We start from the raw sequence: 19072 nt of genomic DNA, 5'->3' as shown, positions 1-19072 counted from the left end.
TTTTCAGAGCGCGCAGGAACGAAAGCCGCAGAACACGTCGTCGCGGCCCGGCAGGGCAAAGCCGCGGTGCCTGGGGTTTTTCATGCGCGCACGCGTCGCGAAAGAGGCGCCGCGCAGCACCTTGTGCGTGCCGAATCGCGGCTGCGAATAAGCCTGCCAGGGGCCGGGCACAAAACCCGGATAGGGCCTGAAGCTGCTGCCCACCCACTCCCAGACATCACCCCATTTAAAACCGCGCCGCGCCGCCGTGTGGGCGGCCAGTTCCCACTCCACTTCGGCCGGCAGCCTGCGTCCGGCCCAGCGGCACCAGGCGTCGGCCTCCCACCAGCTCATGTGCATGGCCGGCTGGTTGCCTTGCATGCGGCGCGGCACGCCGAATCGGTTCTGTATCACCGCGCCGCTGGAGACGCCGATCTGGTCCACATAACGCGGGCCGCGCCGGCCTTCGCCCGCGGCCAGCCCCTGCAGCCAGCGCCAGCCGTCCGGCTGCCAGAGCTCCTCTCGGTCGTAGCCGCCGTCGCCGACGAATTCCACATACTGGGCCCAGCTCACGGGCTGGGCGTCGATTTCGAATTCCGGCACGCTGACGGCATGCGCCGCCTGTTCATTGTCAAAGACGAACCCCGTGCCCGGTGCGCAGCCCATCTGCCACACCGTGGCCGGAACCAGCAGGGGCTCGCGCAGCGCCATGGGTGCCGGCGTGAAAGCGTCCGCCAGGGTTTTGTCCAGCGCCAGGCCCAGGGTTTGCGCGCTGCGCACCAGGGCCTCGCCGCGCATGTCTTCAAAGAACAGGCTGAGCCGGTAGAAGTACAGCGCATCGTCGCTGCCCGCGGTGCCTTGGCCGGTGGGTGCGGTTTTCTCCAGCAGGTCCAGCGTGCTTTCCAGCGTGTCGAGCAGATAGGCGCGGCAGTGCGCCATGCCCGGCAGGTCCAGCGTCCAGCGCGCGCTGTGCGGCACCAGCTGCGCATTCCACCAGCGGTCGGCGTTCGGCTCTATGGAGGCGAGCCGGGTGCGCGCGGGCTCGCAGCGTGTGCCCAGGGCGCGCTGCGTGTTGCGGGCTATCCACCACTCCTGGAACCAGCCCACATGGCCGAGCTCCCACAGCGGCGGGTTGACGTTGGGCAGGCAGGGCACGGCGAAATTTCCGGCCTCCAGCGCCTGCTGGTATTGCGCGAACAAATGCAGGGTGTTGTTGCGCGCATCCATCAGTGCCAGCGACAGCGGGCCACGGCCCGCGCCGCGCATCGCGGGAGAGTCCACCAGGACGCCTGCCGCGGCAGGCGATGAGGAGGGTAATGAATTAGGTGTAGCGTCTGAAGCCAAGGCAGCCGTCCTCGCAGGCCCGGCCGCGATGGCCGCCACCAAGGCGCCATCACAGCCGTGCATGCGTTAAGGCCAGAATAGCAGAGACAAGACCAGCCGGCGGGCTATAAGTCAATAGCGTGCATCAGGTGTTTTCCCTCGGCCGGCGGCTGTCCATCGCGCCCGCGCCACCGCCGGTCGGCCCGCGTGGCGCATGCGTATTTTCCACTTTTGATTCGGCAAAGACGCGGATAGACTGCGGCCAGTTCTCCTTCAATTGGAGGAGGCATCCCGGGGCACAGCGTTTGCCTCTGGACTCACCGCGACCTCAAAAAAAACGATCTTTACCGGCCCGACTCCACATGCAATTACACGACCTCAACTCACAGCCCGCCGAACTCGACCTGACCCTGCTGGATCTCGGGCCCCTGGCCTGGGTGCTGGAGGAATTGCGCAAATCGCTGGAAGGCTCAACCAAGGCGCTCAAACGTTTCATGCGCGAGACCGAGGCCGGGCGCGACTCCGATATCGGCGCGCTGGACGCGGGCCAACTGCGCATCGCACGCCAGCAACTGCACCAGGCCGTGGGCGCGCTGGAGATGGTGGGCATGAGCGCCCCGGCGCTGGTGCTGCGGGCCATGGAAACCGCGGTGCAGAAATTCATACAGTCGCCGGTGCAGTGCAACCAGGATGCCATAGGCAAGATCGAACTGGCGGGCTTTTCCATCGTCCACTACCTCGAAGACGTGCTGGCGGGCAAGCCGGCTTCGGCGGTCTCGCTCTTCCCCCAGTACCGCGACATCCAGGGCCTGGTCGGCGCCGACCGGGTCCACCCCGCGGACCTCTGGGTCTTCGAGTGGCGCTGGATAGAGCCGGTGCTGGACATCACCGTCCCCGACTGCGAATACGGCGATGAAACCCGGCAACTGCTGGACCGGCTGATGCTGACCCTGATACGCACCGGCGACGCCGAGGCCGCGCGCAGCCTTCGCGACACCTGCCTGGGCTTTGCAAAAACGCAGACCGGCATCGAATCCCGCACTTTCTGGAAAATTGCCGCCGGCTTTTTCGAGGCGCTCGCGCAGGGCCTGCTGAACGTCGACCTCTATGTGAAGCGGGCCACCCTGCGCGTGCTGCTGCAATACGTGTGGCTGGCCAAAGGCACGGAAGCCTCGGCCAGGCTCGCCGAAGACCTGCTTTTCCTGTGCTCCCAGGCCAAAGTCCAGCGCGCCAGCGATTCGCCGGTGCTGTCGGCGGTGCGCTCGGCCTACGGCCTCAAACGCTTCAAGCCGGTGGACTATGAGTCGGTCCAGTTCGGCCGCTTCGCGCCGGCCTTGATCGCCCAGGCCCGCAAGCGCATCGCCTCGGCCAAGGAAACCTGGTCGGCGGCGACCGCGGGCGACCTCGGCAAATTCAAGATGCTGACCGACCAGTTCAGCCTGGTCACCGATTCGCTGGTCAAGCTGCATCCGCCCAGCGAAGTGCTGGCGCGCGCCATGACTCGCGTCATTGAGAGCACCGTCGCGTCCGGCCAGGCGCCCAGGCCCGAACTGGCGCTGGAATTCGCCACCGCCGTGCTCTTCCTGGAGGCCGTGTTCGACGACTTCGATCCCAACGACCCCCAGCTGTGGGCGCGCACGGCGCGCCTGGCCGAGCGGCTGCAGAGCGCGCGCGATGGCGGCCCCGCGCAGCCCCTGGAGTCGTGGATGGAGCAGCTGTACCAGCGCGTCAACGACAAGCAGACCATGGGAAGCGTGGTCGGCGAGCTGCAAACCTCCCTGGCCGCGCTCGAAAAATCGCTGGACCTGTTTTTCCGCACGCCCGAAGACACCCAGCTGCTGGCCGTGGTGCCGGGGCAGCTGGCGCAGATGCAAGGCGTGCTGTCCGTGCTGGACCTGGACCAGGCCGCGCTCGCGGTGACGCACATGCGCGAACTGGTCGAGCGCATGCTCAAGCCCGGCGCCGACGAACAAAAAGCCCACGCGGACGGCATCTTCGACAGGCTGGGCAACAACCTGGGCGCGCTGAGCTTTTTGATCGACATGCTCAACTACCAGCCCGCGCTGGCCAAGCGGCTGTTTGTCTACGACGCCGCCAAGGGCGAACTCAAGGCCGACAAAGAGGCTTAGGACTGCTTACGGCCTGAGCAGCTTCTTAATCCCAGACCGTGTATGGCGGCGGGTTGTTGTACTGCGTGCTGAATTCAAAGGCATTGCCCTCGAAGTCAAAACCCGGCACGTGGATGTTGCACCATAGCCCCCAGTTGTAGGGCGCGCCGACGGCCATCAGGGTCATATCGATGGTTTCCGCCGCGCTTTGCAGCGCCACCGGCGGGGTGTAGCCGCTGCCGCTGAACTGGCCGCCCTGGATCGTGATCTGCATCGTGGTGTACACACCGCTGGCGTCGTAGTACAGCAGGAAGGTAAAGCAATAGTCTTCGCTGGCCTGCCAGACCAGCCGTACCGGCAAGGCGTCGCCGCCCACGACGGCCGGCCTGGCGGCCCCGGGCGCCCAGGGCCCCAGCGTCACCAGCACGCTGGCCGGGCTGGCGACCGAAGTGGCCGCGTTCAGGTCAGAACTGAAACCGCCCTGGTCGTCAAAAGGCAAGGCGTAGGCGCGCCCGCCTATGCTGACGGCCGGGTTATGCAGGAAATCGGCGAACGCGCTCCAGGTGCCGCCCGCGGGATAGAACTGCGAGAAGGTCAGCAGGTCCGGCGTGGTGGGCAGTATGTCCAGCGGCGAGCTCACGCTGAAACGGCTCACCGGCGCGCCGGCCGGAAGGGACACCGTCATCGGGATGTTCGCGATCTGGAAGGAGGCCATGTCCATCTGGTCCACCAGGCCCGCCGTCGTGGCGCCGCCGCCGAGGCTGACGGTCGCGGTGGTGGCAGGGTTGCCGGGGCTGATGCCGCCCTGCAGGAATTTCCAGGTGGTCGCGTAGCCGCGCCCCAGCGCGGTGACGATGACGTTCTCGATCGCGCCCAGCACCGCGCTGCTGTTGGGCGCGGTGAGCGGCTGCTGGGTGTTGTCGGCAAACACGCCGCTGGCCCCGAACACCATCATCGAGGGCGGCGCGTAATACATCAGGCCCTTGGTCGGCGTCCACCAGGCGGGCGGCGGCGGCACGGCCGCGCCGAAAGGCGTGGTCTTGCCGGCGGGGGAATTGGTGCTGAAGAAGGGGTAGTAGAGGTTGTAGGTTTCGCTGCTGCCGCCGGTGAACTGCAGCACGGTGTAGGTGTTGCTGTTGCCGTCGATGTCTATGATGCCGCCCACCTGCACCACGTTGCCGGTGTAGATGTGGTTGCCGTTGTTGTTCTGCTCGACCTGCAACAGGCCGGGGTTCTTTTTGTACCAGGCAAAAAAATTGTCGATGGCCGCGTCGAACCAAGTTGCCAGCGCGGTGGTGGGCGGCGTGAGGAAGAACAGCTCCACCGGGCTGGTGCTGGCGGTGAAGGGGTTGCTGGTGGCGGTGCTTGCGCTGCTGATCATCACGGTGCTGCCCGAGGGCGCGCCGGGCAGGCTGCCCACGGTGGCGCCGGCCGGCATGAAGGGGCCGCTGACCGGCATGCCCACACTCAGGCCGCCATTGGTGGGGGCCGGACTGCCCGGGCCGGTGATGCTGAAGCTGGCCTGCCATGCGCCGGGAGTGCCCGAGACGGCCAGGGTTCCCTGCAAGCTGGCAGCCAGCAACTGGCCGTTGATCAGGTCGTTGGGATTGAGCAGGCGGTACGGCGTGGCCGCGTCGCTGCCCTCGGGGTACACGCAGTCGGCGAAAGGCGCGAGCGGGCCTACCGCCATGGCCTTGAAGTTGCTCACCAGGGTCTGCCGGTCCAGCGTGGGCACGATGCCCGAGCCGGCACCGAAATTGGGGTCATGGGGCGTGACCTGCACCGTGAACGGAATGCCCAGCTGGTCCACCTGGGTGATGTCCAGGTTGAGGGTGTCCGGCGGGGCATGCTTGGGTGCGTTGGCGGCGGTGCAGCTAAGTGTGACCTCCACGAAGTCATAGAAAAAATCCGCCGTGGCCGCGGTCGGGCCACTGATCTTGTTGTTCGGCGCGGTCACCGCGTCCGGCGAGTTGCTGAAATAAAGCCGCGCCGAAGGAAACTGCTTGCCGGCCTCCAGCCGGATGGCGCCGCCGGCCTTCTTCAGGTCGGCCAGCGTGAACAGGGGCGCCAGCGTTCCCGGTTCGGCCACGGGCGTGGCGACGCCGGTGGCCGGGTCCATGCTCCATGCCTGGTTCAGGGTTTCCTGTGTGAGGAACAGGTAAATCGCCCCATCGGCCAGGCCCGAGGCCCCGCCGTGCTGCTGGCTGTTGTTGACGATGCTGAGGGTGACGTAATTTGTCATGGGAGTCCTTGGCCGAAAGGGGTTGGGGGTGTGGTCAGCGCTTGAAAGTCGGCCGGCTCGAACCAGTCCTGGTCCACGTCGCCGGCCACGCCGTCTATGCGCGTTCCGCCATTGACGGCGCCATCGCTGTATTGCCAGCAAGACCATGCCTGCCAGGGCGCGGGAATGGACGGATGCTCCGCATAGTCAGCCAGCCACAGCTTTCGTTTGCCCAGTGGCTCGCAACCCGGCAGGGGCGCGAGGTGTTTCCAGAAGCTGTTGCTGGTGTAAATCATGGTCTGCCGCCCGAACAAGGCATCGGCCGCGGCGGTGAAGTCCAGCACCCACTTCAGCACAGCAGGGGGCTTGCACCCGTCCAGGGTTTCGATATCCAGCACCGGCGGCAAATCATTGCGTCCCAGCGCGCCCACGGTTGCGAAAAATTTCTGGGCCTGGTCTTCGGCGAGGCTGACGGCGCGTCCGAAGTGGTAAGCCCCGCGCGTCAAACCGGCGGCCGCGCATCCCGTCCAGTTGTCCTTGAAAAAGGGATCCACGACGTAAGCCCCCTCAGTGGCTTTGACAAAAGAAAAAGCCACACCGTTGCGGGCCACCTGGGGCCACCGCACGGCACCCTGGTAGTGGCTGACGTCTATGCCGCGCACCCACATGCCCGGCTCCTCAGACGACGTTGTTGAGCATGTTGACCTGCGCCTGCAGCAGGCCGTCTATCCTGAGCACCGTCTCCAGCGGCAGGCCTTCATCCCACATCACGCCGCAGTTGTATTGCAGCGGCTCCGGGCTGGCCACGCTGCCGCTGACCTTTTGCTGGAAGGTGGTGGTCACGCCGTCCGTGGCCTGCACGCCAAGCCCCCAGTGGTCACAGCCGTACCAGCTGCTGGATTTCATGACCATGGTGTAAACGGCCGAGCCATCCGCTGCCGGCACCGTGTGGCCGTTGAGCTGGGCGGTGCTGGTCATCAAGGCCACGCGGCAGACATCCTGCTCGGCCTGGGGGTTGTCGGCCAGCACCTGGTGAAAGGGCACGGTTCGCGGAAAGATGATGTCGGTGGTGTTGAAGAAGTCGTCGTTCAGGCCGGTCGGCACGCGCTCGTTGTCGAAGACAAAAGCGCCCTCGTCGGAGTTGTGGATGGTGGGCACGGTGTAGGCGTTGTCGGCGCTTTCATATTCGCCGGTCAGGGCCCAGGCCCAGCAGGCGGCATAGATGAAGGGCGCCTGCTCCGAGGTCGGCACGGTTTCACCATCGCGCGGATGGTCTTCACCGGCGGGCGCCAGCAGGTTGCGTTGGGCATTGCTGAGACAAGGCATGGGCTTCTCCGTGCTACGAGGATCGCTGCGAATGGCAGTCGCCACCTCGCTGGATAAATTGTCGGCATGAATCCATGCGTTGGCGATTACACGGCATTACAGGCGATGGGCCTCGCGCACGGCGCGCGCTAACACTTTGAGATTCAAACAGGCTTGCGCATTTTTTTCGACGCAACGTTTTGACTTAAAGGCGCATGTGCGCTACCGCCGGCAACTGCCGGCAGGTGGCAATGCGGTGGCTGTACAGGCGCAAGTCCCGATTGAACTGCGCCGGGATTTACGTCATGCTCTGCGTGAGTACAAGGCGCACGGCACGTGCCCGCCCCGGCAGGGATTGCGCACCCGGGCAAGGGAAAATTTCCGATGAATGCGCAGGCCTTGTGAGATTTAAATCAAGGCAATTAATGCCCAAACGGCGCGCTTGTGTAAATACGCGCCGCGGCGCTTGACGACGATCGAACGTCTCGCAGATACTGCGGCCGACCGATACGGTTTTTCAACACGGGCAGGATGCACAGCGCCACAGAGCGATGGCTCTTCCCATGAGGCTTGATGGCAAGGAGGGAGAAGGCAAGTGGCTATTTTGAGAAACCGCGTCACGCAGCGCAAGATTTACCTGCGCACGCACCATGTCTTCGGGCGGGGCCGTTCCGCCGACACCCTGCTTGAAAACCTGGATGCCTCGCAGCTGCACGCCTCGGTGCGCTGGACCGGCAAGGCCTGGGAACTGCGCGACCACAGCCGCAACGGCACCCTGCTCGACGGCACCCGGCTCTCCAGCACCAAAGGCCTGGAATTGTGCGTGGGCGCCACCATCAGCTTCGGGCACGAAGACGGAGCCGCGTGGCAGGTGGAAGACCTGTCGCCGCCGCGCAACCTGCTGTGGCCGCTGGGCCATGACGAGCCCTACATTCCCCTGGGCCGATCCAACCTGCTGCCGCAGGGGGTGGCCGCGGAGCTCTCCATCCATCACAGTGAAAAAGGCCAGTGGGTGTGCACCACCCCTGAAGGCAGCTGGGTCCTGGAAGACGGTGACGAGGTCCGCTTCGCCGGCAAGGTCTGGTGTTTTCTGCTGGCGGCCGAAGTGGTCTCCACCATGGACTGCATGGCCGGACACAAGGCGCTGATGAGGCGCTCGCAGCCGGCGCTTTTCTTCAAGGTGAGCCAGGACGAGGAACATGCGTGGCTGGAGCTGCATGACGCCGGCCTTCACCTCAACCTCGGTGAACGCTCGCACCACTACGCGCTGCTGATCCTGGCACGCCTGCGGCTGGCCGATGCGCAGCGCCAGCTCGCGCCCCACGCGCAGGGCTGGGTCGAGCTTGACCGCCTGGCCAAGATGCTGGGCCTGGACCCCGGCCACCTGAACATCCAGATCTTTCGCATGAGGAAGCAGCTTGCGCTGGCGCTGCCGCCCGGCGCGCATGTGCCCGAGCTGATAGAGCGGCGCCGCGGCTCGCTGCGTTTCGGCAACCTGCGCTTTCGCATCACGCGCGGCGCCGCGCTGGAGGCCGACTTCGATCCGCTGGCCGGCGACCAGAGCTTCCCTGAAGAGTCGCTCGTGGCCTGATCTCTCTGCGCCATGACACGGGTGCCCTCACGCGGCTTCCCCGTGGGCGTGCCGGGGTACCAGTCGCTGGGTTTGCTGGGGCAAGGCGCGTCAGGCCAGGTGTTCAAGGCCAGGCAGCGCAGCACGGGGCAGTTCGTCGCCATCAAGATTCCCCATCCGGCTTCGGCGGACAGTCCCGCGGCGAGGCGGCGCGTGCAGCAGCGCCTGCACCAGGAGACCCGCGTGCTGGCCATGCTGCAGCATGCCCATGTGGTGCGGCTCATCGACAAGGGCCTGGCGGAGGGCGGGCTGATCTTCGCGGTGCTTGAATTCATCCCGGGAGAAACGCTGAGGGACTTTTTGCAGCGCAACGGCGGCCTGCCCTTGCCGGACACCATGGCCCTGATGGCGCAGCTGCTGGACGCCCTGACCTTCTTGCACCAGCACCAGGTGGTGCACCGCGACCTCAAGCCCGAAAACCTCATGGTCGTCTCCACCGGGACGGCCCTGCACCTGAAGCTGCTGGACTTCGGGCTGGCCAGCCACAAGGGCGAGCCGCGCTTCGTGACGGGCGCCGAGGGCACGCCCGCCTACTGCGCGCCGGAGCAGCTGCGCGCAGAACCTTGCACGCCCGCGACGGACCTCTACGCATGGGCCCTGATCTTCCTCGAGTGCCTGAGCGCCAGGCCCTGCGTGCAGGGCGCGGACCTGGGCGAGGTGCTGCAGCGCCAGCTCGACGCGGAACCCGTGGCCCTGCCCGAGGAGCTGGCCGACCACCCGGTGGCGCCGCTGCTGCGGCAGGCCTTGCACAAAGACCTGCGGCAGCGCGCGTCCGATGCGGCGGGCCTCTACCTCGACCTCATGCAATGCCTGGCACAGCTGCGCGGCACGCGCCAGGCCTGGCCGGCGCCTGGCACTCCCGCGGACGGCGGCGCCCGGCAGCTGACGCTGGACAGCATGGACATTCCCGCGGCCGGGCCCGCCAGCGCGGAGCATGCGCTGGGCATACTCTGCGTCGGCCTGCGCCTGTACCCGGCCCGCAATTCCTCGCTGGCCCTGCCCTACCTGCAGGAGATGCGCGAGCAGCAGATGCGCTGGTGCGCCAACGCCGTGCAAGGCGGCCAGGGCCAGAGCGCCGGGGTGCTCGGCGACTGCATGCTGTTTCATTTTGAGCAAGGCGCGAGCAGCGCGCAGAACCTGCAGCAGGCGGCCGTCGCCGCCATGGACCTGTGCACCCGCGTGCAGCGCAGAAGCCGCCTGCTGGAAGTGCAGCACGGCGTGCGCCTGGAAATATCGGGCGGCATCCACAGCGTGCGGCCGGCCTCGCGCCACGACGCCTCCAGCCGCAACCAGGGCGCCAACGTCGCGCTGCACCTGAACAGCGTGGCCGAACCGGGCGCCATTGTGGCCAGCCAGCATGCCCGCCGCGAACTCGCGGCCAATATGCAGTTTGAGGAATACCTGGGCACGGCGGCCGCGCGGCATGCGGGGGAGGAAAGGGTGTTCCGGCTGATGGCTGACCTTCAGGGATAAGAGCCGCCTGGCCGCCTGGCCGTCTGGCCGCCCGGCCGCGCGGCCTCAGAGCATCAGCCGCTCGACCTGCTCGACCGGGTAGCCGCGCCAGCGCCGGTTCAAAGTCTCCTTGGGGCTGGTGTTGCGGGCGTGCACGCGGGCCACATAGAGGTGCTGCTCGGGATTGACCGCGATGCGCTTGTGCCGCGGGGCCCAGACGAAGGCGTTGTCTTCGCCCACATTGATGTCGGCAAAAGGCGCATCGCGCCAGAACTCCCGGCGGTAGCACAGGGTCCCGCCGTAGACCCAGGGCGAGCGCCCGTCGTAGACATACTGCCAGGCGCGCCTGCCTTCGGGCGCATAAAAAAACACCTTGTCCAGGCCGCAGACATCCGCCCCCTGCTCCAGCAAGGCCTTGACCTGCGAGCTGAGCCAGCCCGGCGCCATCCAGTCGTCGTCGTCCCAGTGCGCGATCAGCTCACCGCGGGCCATCTCGCAGGCGACGTTGCGTTTGGCGCCCAGGCTCAGCTTGCGCTCCAGCCGCATGTAGTGGATGGATTCGTGCGAGGGGATCAGGTCGGCCACGCTGTCACTGCCATCGTCCAGCACGATGAGCTCGCGCGGGCCGTAGTCCTGCGCCAGGAAGTTGCGGATGGCCTGCGGCACGAAGTCGCGCCGGTCGGCGGTGGGCATGATGCAGGACACCAGCGGCCATGCCGCCGCCGCGGGTGCCGGCGCGGCGGCGGCCGGTGGAAAATAAAAATCGCGGTCGCGCTCCAGGCAGGGCGGCGGCGGCACACGCGCCCAGGCGTTTTGCTGCAGGTAATGGCCTTCCTTGAATTTCCAGGTGTTGTTGTCGTGGCGCACATAGATGTGCAGCTCGCGCCCGGGCACACGGCACAGGCGCGCACCGCCGGCCAGGACCTTGAGCAGGAAGTCGGCATCCTCGCGCAGCGAGGTGGCGGGATAGCGGCCGTGGGTCTCCCACAGGCTGCGCCGGAACAGCAGGGAGCCGCCGCTGACGTTTTCCACGAACATGCGGCGAAACAGCGCGCGGCTGGGCGCCCAGAACTCGGCCTGCGCCCGCGCCATGAACAGCATGTCGTTGAGCCCCGTGATGTCGGCGATGTTGTGCAGGATGGGCGCGGCCTGGCGGCTCAGGCGCTGCTCGCCGTACCAGTCGTCGTCCCAGTGCGCGACCAGCTCGCCCCGCGCCAGGCGCACCGCCTCGTTGCGTTTGGCGCCTATGCTGGTCCTGGGGGCCACGCGCACGCAGCGTATGCGCGCGTCGCTGATGCCGGCGGGCAGGTCGCTGTCCTCCTCGTAGACGATGATGAGCTCCAGCGCCGGGTAATCCTGGCGCTGGAAATAGCGTATCGATTGTTCGACGAAGGCGGGCCGGGCGCGTGTGGGCATGATGCAGCTGAGCAGCGGCGCCTCGGCAAGCGGCGCCGGCTCCGGCACCTGTTGCGGCGGCGCCGCGGCCGGCGCCACAAAGATGCGCATGCGCTCGGGCATGGCGAAGTAGCGGCACTGCTCGCCGGCGCAATGCGCGTGGTAAGGCGCGGGCGGGTGTTGGGCCTCGCCGCGCCAGGCGCAAAAGCGGTCCTGGTACAGCCGCTTGCTGTTGTCCAGCAGGCTGTCCTCCAGCCGGGACCGCCGCGGGCAAGGCGGCGCCCTGTGCACAAAAGCGCCCTGGGCCCAGACTCCGCGAAAGCCGGACCGCGCGGCGCGTATGTTGTAGTCCATCTCCCAGCATGGGCCCTGGCCATAGGCCGTGTCGGCCGCGCCTATGGCGGCCACCACCTCGTTCCTCACCACATAACAAAAGTCGGACAGGCTGTGCAGCGGCTCCAGCGTAACGCAGGCATGGCCGAACCTGGCCGCCAGCGCATCGGCCTGGTTCCACAAGGCGTCCTGCGCCTCGCCGCAAGCCGGCGCCACGGCCTGCTCGTTCCAGCCGCGGTTGGTCGAGGGGCCGGCCAGGCCGTGGCTGGGGTCCGCGTCCAGCGCGGCCAGCAGCAGTTCCAGCCATCCCGGCGTGACCCGCGCGCCGTTTTCCAGAAAGACATAGATGTCGGCCGGCACGCCCACCAGCCGGTTAAAGCATTCGGCCGCGCCTTCATGCACGGGCCCGCGCAGCTGCTCCAGGCCCGGCCAGGCCTCAAAGCGCGCCTGCAGCGCGACGGCCTCGGCCTCGTCGGCCGGGTCCGGCAGCAGCCGCAGGCCGAAAGGCATGGGTGTGTTTTCGAACAGGCTGGCCAGCGTGGCCGCCAGCGCATCGGCATGCGCGGCCACATACACGCCGATCAGGATCTGGCGCTCTGGCGCGGCCGGCATCTACCACTCCTCGCGGCTTGCCAGCAGGCCCGCGCCCAGCAGCGCCTCCAGCGTGCGCCAGGGGCTGCCCGGCGTTTCGTCGCCCCAGTCGCAGACCGCGTCCAGCAATTGCTCCAGCGCCACGGCCTGGGCATTCACCGAGCGGTAAAAGCGCGGATAGCACAGCAGCAACTCCTCCGCGCAGGCGCGGATCAGCGCCTCGCGGCGCGCCGGTTCGGGGGCGTGAAAAGAAACATACAGCGTGGGCAGGCCCAGCTGCGGCAGGCGCCGCCACAGGCCGGGGATCAGCGTGTATTCGCCGCCCTCGATGTCCATTTTGATGAAGTTGCAGTCGTCTATGCCATTGAGCGCCAGGAAGCTCTCCAGGTCCAGGCCATGGACTTCGCGGCAGGGCTGGCCGACGGCACCCGGCGCGGCCAGCATGCCCGACATGCTGTCGCCGAAGCGGCTTTGTTCGCCGAAATAAAGCCCTCCCGCGTAAAGCCGCAGCGGCCCGCTTTCGGGGCTGATGCCGTAGGGGTAGAGGCTGATTTTGGGCCGCAGCGCGGGATTCGCCTCGACATTGGCCGCCAGTTCGGCAAAAGCCACCGGGTCCGGCTCCAGGGCATGGGCGCGGCGCGAAAGCATGGCGCCGTAAAGCACCGTGGGCCCTATCCAAGCGCCCATGTCGATGTAGGACTTGTCGGGCCGCAGGAAACGCCGGAACACCTCGAAGGTCTGCGGCTCCCACCCGCCCTCGCCCACGCGGTGCCAGAAGTCCCCGCGCGCAGGGCCTGCACGGACCCGGAAAGCGTGGTGATGGACGAATACGCTGAGTTCCCGCGGCGCGTCGTCCGCGGGCGGGCCGGCTTGCAGGAGCTTGGCTTGTTGCATGGGCGGTCTCCCTTGCCGCTTACCAGACCGTCATGGGGGCCGGACCCGAGATGTTGGCGCTGAACTCGAAGGCATTGCCCTCGAAGACAAAGCCCGGCACGTTGATCTTGCACCAGACGGCGCCGGCATAGGGGCTGCTGCCGGCGGCCAGGCGCATCTGGATGCTCACGCCCTGCTTGAGCGAGTCCTGCGTCTGCAGCGACAGCGGCAAATAGTAGTTGTTGCCGTAGAAGTTGGTTTTTTTGCTGCGCGGCTCGCAAACCATGGTCACATAGTTGCCGTTGTCGTCATAGACCAGCAGGAAGACGAACTGGTAATCGGCGCTGGCTTGCCAGAACAGCCGCACGGTTTTTCCCGGAACGGTCTGCTGCGCCGGCACGGCGCGCACCGGGTAGAAATTCAGCACGCCGGGACCGTGGGGGTAAAGGTCGCTGACATCCACCGACGTCCCATTGTTCAGCGGAATCTGGGTATCCGGGACCGGCGTGCTCGACGACAGCGGCACATCCGTCAGCGGCGGCACCTGCTCGGCCAGCGTGGAATGGCGCGCGGCGCCGAAGCCGTCGCAGTTGAACACATAACCACCGAACTGCGTGACCACGCTGGGAGCCTGCACGCCCATGCCGCAGGAAGGCACGAGCTGCAGCTGGATCAGGTTTTCGCCCGGCAGCTGCGGCGACTTCTGCAGGCGGCGCACGGTATCACGGTGGTCCAGGCAGACCTCCAGCCCCCAGGTGATGCCGGCCAGCGAGAACACGCCCGCGCCGTCGTAGTTGAGCACCTGCTGCTCGCGTCCCGGGCCGCCCGTGGTCGAGGGCGCCAGGTGGTCGACCTCACCGAGCAGCAGGCTGTTGGGGCCGGCCGCGGTGGCGAGGAAGTCCACGCCCGACATGAGTTCCTTCATCACCACGACCGCGCCCGCGTCGCCCTGCGCCGCCACGCCGCCCAGTTGCACCAGCGCGAAGTTGTAGACCTCCTTGTTGGCCAGCGGGTCGATGTCGTAGGGCGGCGTCTTGAGCGTGGGCGAGGACACGCCCAGGATGGTGCCGAAAGCGAACATCCAGTCGGCCCAGTCCGCGAGGGCGGCGTAGCCCTGCAGCCTGGTGATGATCTGCTGCACGTCCTCCATCCCGTAGGCGCCGTTCGGGCCCCGGAAAAAGAACTCGGGCGCCATGAAGACATTGAGGGTATCGCTGGGCACGGGCGGCGACGAGGGAGGCGACATGGACTGCTGCAGCACATCGTACGCGGTGTCCATGGCGCGGAACATCAGCGAGCAGCGCGCCTCGAGGTCAAGCTCCGGATTGTCCAGCCCGAGGTAGCTGTTCGAGCCATCGGGATTCAAGCCGGGCGCCGTGTCGAGCACGTAGCCTATGAATCGGACATTGTTGTAAGCCATGCTGTTTCTCCTGTTAAAAATGCTCGGGGGTCATCGGATGAGCGGCGCCAGACCGTAGGTGAACTTGATGATGTGGTTGACGTACACGTTGATCGGACGCGTTTCGTACAGGCTCACCTGCACCGCGGCCTGGCCCTGCTCGGTCACCGGCCCGGTGGTCGGCGTGGAGGTGCTGGAGGACGCGCCGGCCGCCGTGCCGCTGGACGAGGAAGTGGCCGGCGCGGGCGCGCTGTTGTAGTCGTGCGCATGGGTTTGCAAGGCGAAAGACTGGGTCGAACCCACGCCGCTGCTTTGCCCCTGGCCGCCGGGCGGCACCTGGCGCGTGGCGATGTCGGGATCGTTCTGGGTGCCCGTGCCGACACCGCGCAGGAAATACCCGCGGTAGTCGGGAATCAGGAACTGGTTGCCGCTGCCGCCGTAGACATAACCCAGCACCGCGAACAGCTCGGGATAGTCATAGGTGGGCAAGGAACGGCCGTCGCAAAACATCCAGCCCCAGGCTTCCAGCGGGTCGGTGACGTAGTCCTGCGCTGCCACGGGGCTGGCCGTACCGGCGCTATCGGGCGCGCCCAGGGCGCCGGCGAAAGCCGTGACGGAGCCGACCGGCAGCTCGCCAAAGCCCGGGCGCACGAAAAAGGGAAGGCTCATGCCGGGCGCCATCATGTTGCCGCACTCCCCGGGCTCTCCAAGCCCTCCAGGGCCGCACCGGGCACCACGCCGGTACAGGTCTCGTCCAGCACCTGCATGGCCGTGGGCACCAGCACTTCCCAGCACGGGCCTAGGGGCCGCACCGGATGGCGCACGGGCCCGGACTGCTTGAGGTCGTTGACCAGCGGGACGTCGACCGGGTTGGCCGGCGCCAGCCGGTCAGCCGAGGCCCACAACATGCCGGACGAATAGAAATACAAAAACGCCATCACGTGCGCGGGCTGCACCGGCAGCAGCACACGCGCCTGGTCGGCCTGCACAAAGCTCGCGAACAGCGCGTCATCGTCGGCGGCCAGGCTGCCCAGTTCCACGCCACCACCACAGCCGCCGCCCGGGCCGGGGCTGGCGTAAAAGCTGTAGGCCATTTCATTCCACTCCAGCACCTTGTCGAAGAACTGCAGGTAGCGCGGCTCGTAGACGGCGAATTCCGAGGGCGGCGACTGCGCGAAACCCCGCTCGTTCATGCCGGTCAGCGTGAGCATGCGTTCGAGCAGCAGGCGCAGGCAGGCGTTCCTGAGTTCGCGCTGCTCGATCTGCCGGTTCGCCAGCGGCGAGCGCGTGGCCGCGCGGCCTTGCGGGCCGCCCTCGACGCGGAGCTGGTAAGCCGCGAGCCGCTCCTGGTAGGCGCGCATGACAGCGGCGTAAACACGGATGCGCCACTCGTCCATGCAGCGCTCCGAGGGCGCGCACTGGATCTCGACGTTGACCTGCACCTGCGCGTCGCTGGGCGGGGAAATGCTGGGCGGGTAATCGAGCACCGACACCGGCACGCTGTCGTCCTCGCCGGACAGCGCCGTTCCGTCCGGGGGGCCGGGCGGGGTGATGGCCTGCCGCCCCACCAGCACCACGGGCGCCGGCAGGCCGGTGGGCGCGCTGAGGTAAGCGACAAAGGCCTTGGTGGCGCAGTAGCCGGCGGGAACCGCGATCTGCTTTTCCTCGCCGTCGCGCAGGGTGGCCGAGGCGAAACGCTGCGCCAGCGGCGGCGGCGCCAGGTCGAGCACACCGTAGTAAGCGCCCAGGCCGGCGTAATTGCCCGGCTGGATGTCCTTGAAGGTGGCGATGTGCAGCCGCAGCGGCGGCAAGGGCTTGACGAAGTCCTGCCCGGCCAGGGCCTGCTCGCCCGCAATGAAAGCGGCGGCGGGCTTGCACACCATGAACTCCATCATGAGGCGCTGGCCGTAGTTGACGACGCAGGCCTCGTACACCTTGTTGAGCCAGCGGTAGACGCCGCGCAGGCTGTGCGTGCCGCCCGTGTTGTCGACCAGGCTGACCACCGAGTCTTCGGTCTGGCTCATGGTGCTGCTGGCGCGCGTCAGGCTCACGCTGCGGCTGATGCGGTTGACGGTCTTGCTCAGGATGTCGCGCGCAAAACGTGTGGTGTCGTCCAGCCCCGGCGTGGCACCCGGCTGCACCGTCTTGCTCCACGAGCCGTCCAGCGTGGCCTGGGTGGGCGGGCCGTAGCTGCTGGTGAAGTTGTTGTACTGATTGGTTTCCACCACCCCGGCCACGGTTTTGCGCGCCTCTTCCTGCAAGTTGCTGCGTTCGTCCGCGGCGTCGTTTTGCAGCAGCTGCTTTTCGCCGCTGCTCTGGCGCAGCTCGTCGAGCTGGCGATGCGTCCGTTTGTGGGTGACCTCGCGGCGCTCGCCGCACATCACGTTCTCGATGCGCGCGATCTCGCCGCACTGGTAGCGCAGCAGGCGCTGGCGCACCATCTGCAGCTCGCCTATGGCATAGGGCTCTATCCAGCCCGGCAGCCCCGGCGGCGGCGAGGCCGTGGCGGCGCCCTGCGCCGCCGGCAGCGGAAACACCTGTTCACTCAGGACCGGCGTGGCATGCAGCAGCGCATGGATCTGCGCCGTGGCCAGAAAGGGCGGGTCCGCGGCCATGGGCGCTGCTGCAGGACCGCCCTCAGCTGGGGCGGCCGCTGCTCCGGCGGCAGCGCCGGCCTGCGTCATGCTTTCGAAGGGCTGCAGCGCCACCTCGATCAGGTGGGCCATGAGCAGGGCCTGGGTGAACTCATCGAGCAGCGCGGTGTCGTAGCCCAGGGTGATCACCAGGGCGAAGTAGCTTTGCCAGACGCCGTCCAGCGTTTTGGCATAGGCGGCGGAATCAAAATAACCCCAGTCCAGCGCGTAGCGCGACAGCAGCCGCGTGAGCTGCTCGCAGGCCCCGGCCAGCCAGGCCGCCGGTGCGCCCTCCAGTGGGGGCAGACGCCTGAAAAGTTCGGGGAAGCGGCTGACGGGACCCGCGAGGCTGTCCATGTCGCGAATGAAGTCGCCCGGGTAAACACTGCCGTCGATGAAGTCCACCGCAAGCTTCTGCGCGGCCTCGCGCGCGCCCTGCGGCTGGTTGCGCGCGCTGACCAGGTCGCCGAAAAAACCGCACCACGGCGGGCTGGCGCTGGCATAGCGGATGAAACCGTAAAGCAGGTCGTCGGCGCTGAGTTTGGGCCAGCGCCGCACATACACATAAGGGAACAGCTCGTCGGGATGGGTGGTGACGACAGGGAGCGGCTCGACCGGGTCTATGGGGGGATCCGGCACTATGGGCGGAGCCGGCGGCCAAGGCGGGCCCGGAGGCCAGGGCGGTCCCGGTGGCGGCAGCGGCCCGCGCGCGGGGCAGGCCACCATGATGCCCTCGAAATGGTGGTCGTCGTTCTGCCCCCTCATGCCGTAATGGATGTCGGCAAAGATGGCGGTGTTGGTCACGCCGTCGATGTGCACCGGCGTTCTCTGCTGCAGGTAACCCGTGACGTAGCAGCCGGACCGGAACTTGAATTCAAAAGGCCTGGCCGGCCACTGCCGTGTGATGGTGACCAGCTGGCTGTCGGCCGGGCCGGACTTGCAGGACACATTGGCAAGGGACGGGATATCGTCGCCGGGCTCACGGTTGATGGTGAAATCGAAAACCAGGCAGCCGTCCATGGCCGACCAGCTTCTTTTGACCATTTCGTTCACTCGGGCGCTCCTGGGGGATGGGCATGCGGCCCGCAACGCCGGCGCGCGGCGCTGGGGCCGGGCGCCGGCGAGGCGGGTTTAGCACATCACGATGTTTTCGAGGTTGAAGGCGAAAGGTGTCGAACTGGCGCCTGGGCCGCCACCGGTCATGACGATGTCGGCGCTGGCGATGCCCAGCAGGGACAGCTCGGTGTTGATGTTGGAGATGATCGCCGAGTCCATGACCTGGCCCTGCACGATTTGCGAAGCCACGCCGATCCAGATGGTGGGCTTGAACTCGAACACCGCTTTTTGCTGCGGCGCGATCGAGGTCTTGATCGCCAGCAGCTTGCCGGCCTTGTAGATGCTGGCATTGATGGCGCCCATGGGCAGGCTGTTGAGCACCTGCACTTCCTTGGAGCTGGTGCCGCTGCCCGCGGGCACCAGGCGGTCGCCCGAGGTCGTCAGCGCCATCTGGAACAGCTGGCCGTTCTGCGCATCGAGCTGCGGCGTGTAGTTGCCGTAGCTGTCGCTGGCGCCGACCTGCATGGTCATGGGGAAGGTAAAGGGATGGTTGTCACCCTGGCCGCAGTAGCGGATGACCTGCCAGGCCACCGCGAGCTCGTCAAAGTTGGTCGCGACGTTCTTCTGGAAAATCACGATCTCCGAGTTGTTCGCGTCATTCGAGTTGTTGATGAAATTCAGCGCAATATCCATGGTTTACTCCTGTTGATTAAAAAGATGGCAGCGCACTGTGCGTTGCCCGTTTGCCATCGTTGCCCTGCTGCCCCGGCGGCG

13 protein-coding genes are annotated in these 19072 nt (G+C 66.9%); 3 read left to right on the top strand and 10 right to left on the bottom strand.

Annotated elements, in window-relative coordinates; genetic code table 11:
* Positions 1-3 precede the first annotated feature (3 nt).
* On the bottom strand, positions 4-1245 hold the full coding sequence (gene senA / locus AC1DUN_RS05445; RefSeq protein ID WP_477713135.1) for a selenoneine synthase SenA: 1242 nt from the start codon (positions 1243-1245) through the stop codon (positions 4-6).
* Positions 1246-1664: 419 nt separating this feature from the next.
* On the opposite strand from senA, the gene AC1DUN_RS05440 reads away from it, so the two are divergent.
* Positions 1665-3431, top strand: a complete 1767-nt coding sequence (locus AC1DUN_RS05440) for a FimL-related protein (RefSeq protein ID WP_477713047.1) — start codon at positions 1665-1667, stop codon at positions 3429-3431.
* A 25-nt stretch (positions 3432-3456) separates the two neighbouring features.
* Here AC1DUN_RS05440 and AC1DUN_RS05435 read toward each other — a convergent pair whose 3' ends face one another.
* Genes AC1DUN_RS05435 through AC1DUN_RS05425 form a run of 3 tightly spaced genes read right to left on the bottom strand, consistent with a single transcriptional unit; the run spans position 3457 to position 6957 of the window.
* Entirely contained in the window at positions 3457-5652 is a 2196-nt protein-coding gene (locus AC1DUN_RS05435) for a glycoside hydrolase 64/thaumatin family protein (protein ID WP_477713046.1), read from the bottom strand.
* The gene (locus AC1DUN_RS05430; RefSeq protein ID WP_477713045.1) at positions 5649-6299 is read right to left on the bottom strand and encodes a glycoside hydrolase family 25 protein; all 651 of its coding nucleotides are present in this window, start codon (positions 6297-6299) and stop codon (positions 5649-5651) included. The genes AC1DUN_RS05435 and AC1DUN_RS05430 overlap by 4 nt, the downstream gene beginning before the upstream one ends.
* A gap of 10 nt (positions 6300-6309) precedes the next feature.
* A complete protein-coding gene (locus tag AC1DUN_RS05425; RefSeq protein ID WP_477713044.1) occupies positions 6310-6957 on the bottom strand; it encodes a hypothetical protein in 648 nt (215 codons plus the stop codon).
* 574 nt (positions 6958-7531) lie between these two features.
* Between AC1DUN_RS05425 and AC1DUN_RS05420 the strand changes: the two genes are divergently transcribed.
* Complete coding sequence (locus AC1DUN_RS05420; RefSeq protein ID WP_477713043.1) at positions 7532-8527, top strand: FHA domain-containing protein; 996 nt, start codon at positions 7532-7534, stop codon at positions 8525-8527.
* Positions 8528-8539: 12 nt separating this feature from the next.
* Positions 8540-10039: a protein kinase domain-containing protein gene (locus tag AC1DUN_RS05415; RefSeq protein WP_477713042.1), complete on the top strand. Its 1500-nt coding sequence runs from the start codon at positions 8540-8542 to the stop codon at positions 10037-10039.
* A gap of 45 nt (positions 10040-10084) precedes the next feature.
* Here the strand turns inward: AC1DUN_RS05415 and AC1DUN_RS05410 are convergent, their stop codons facing one another.
* From AC1DUN_RS05410 to AC1DUN_RS05385, 6 genes are all read right to left on the bottom strand, one after another.
* The gene (locus AC1DUN_RS05410) at positions 10085-12358 is read right to left on the bottom strand and encodes a glycosyltransferase (RefSeq protein ID WP_477713041.1); all 2274 of its coding nucleotides are present in this window, start codon (positions 12356-12358) and stop codon (positions 10085-10087) included.
* Positions 12359-13231, bottom strand: coding sequence for an FkbM family methyltransferase (locus tag AC1DUN_RS05405; RefSeq protein ID WP_477713040.1), 873 nt, complete (start codon positions 13229-13231; stop codon positions 12359-12361). It abuts the gene before it with no gap.
* Positions 13232-13250: 19 nt separating this feature from the next.
* Positions 13251-14630, bottom strand: coding sequence for a hypothetical protein (locus AC1DUN_RS05400; protein ID WP_477713039.1), 1380 nt, complete (start codon positions 14628-14630; stop codon positions 13251-13253).
* A gap of 30 nt (positions 14631-14660) precedes the next feature.
* Positions 14661-15278, bottom strand: a complete 618-nt coding sequence (locus AC1DUN_RS05395; protein ID WP_477713038.1) for a tail fiber protein — start codon at positions 15276-15278, stop codon at positions 14661-14663.
* A gap of 11 nt (positions 15279-15289) precedes the next feature.
* Positions 15290-18286: a hypothetical protein gene (locus tag AC1DUN_RS05390; RefSeq protein ID WP_477713037.1), complete on the bottom strand. Its 2997-nt coding sequence runs from the start codon at positions 18284-18286 to the stop codon at positions 15290-15292.
* Positions 18287-18373: 87 nt separating this feature from the next.
* Positions 18374-18991, bottom strand: coding sequence for a hypothetical protein (locus tag AC1DUN_RS05385; RefSeq protein WP_477660719.1), 618 nt, complete (start codon positions 18989-18991; stop codon positions 18374-18376).
* Positions 18992-19072: the final 81 nt, after the last annotated feature.

The organism is Polaromonas sp. P4_F6, from assembly GCF_056401275.1.
This window is presented reverse-complemented; position numbering and strand designations above follow the sequence as displayed.

What these genes read in the sequence shown, in the direction of transcription:
- AC1DUN_RS05400 (WP_477713039.1), bottom strand. Translation starts at nt 14,630, where the DNA reads ATGGCTTACAACAATGTCCGATTCATAGGCTACGTGCTCGACACGGCG.
- AC1DUN_RS05405 (WP_477713040.1), bottom strand. Translation starts at nt 13,231, where the DNA reads ATGCAACAAGCCAAGCTCCTGCAAGCCGGCCCGCCCGCGGACGACGCG.
- AC1DUN_RS05415 (WP_477713042.1), top strand. Translation starts at nt 8,540, where the DNA reads ATGACACGGGTGCCCTCACGCGGCTTCCCCGTGGGCGTGCCGGGGTAC.
- senA (WP_477713135.1), bottom strand. Translation starts at nt 1,245, where the DNA reads ATGCGCGGCGCGGGCCGTGGCCCGCTGTCGCTGGCACTGATGGATGCG.
- AC1DUN_RS05395 (WP_477713038.1), bottom strand. Translation starts at nt 15,278, where the DNA reads ATGAGCCTTCCCTTTTTCGTGCGCCCGGGCTTTGGCGAGCTGCCGGTC.
- AC1DUN_RS05390 (WP_477713037.1), bottom strand. Translation starts at nt 18,286, where the DNA reads ATGGTCAAAAGAAGCTGGTCGGCCATGGACGGCTGCCTGGTTTTCGAT.
- AC1DUN_RS05430 (WP_477713045.1), bottom strand. Translation starts at nt 6,299, where the DNA reads ATGTGGGTGCGCGGCATAGACGTCAGCCACTACCAGGGTGCCGTGCGG.
- AC1DUN_RS05425 (WP_477713044.1), bottom strand. Translation starts at nt 6,957, where the DNA reads ATGCCTTGTCTCAGCAATGCCCAACGCAACCTGCTGGCGCCCGCCGGT.
- AC1DUN_RS05440 (WP_477713047.1), top strand. Translation starts at nt 1,665, where the DNA reads ATGCAATTACACGACCTCAACTCACAGCCCGCCGAACTCGACCTGACC.
- AC1DUN_RS05385 (WP_477660719.1), bottom strand. Translation starts at nt 18,991, where the DNA reads ATGGATATTGCGCTGAATTTCATCAACAACTCGAATGACGCGAACAAC.
- AC1DUN_RS05410 (WP_477713041.1), bottom strand. Translation starts at nt 12,358, where the DNA reads ATGCCGGCCGCGCCAGAGCGCCAGATCCTGATCGGCGTGTATGTGGCC.
- AC1DUN_RS05435 (WP_477713046.1), bottom strand. Translation starts at nt 5,652, where the DNA reads ATGACAAATTACGTCACCCTCAGCATCGTCAACAACAGCCAGCAGCAC.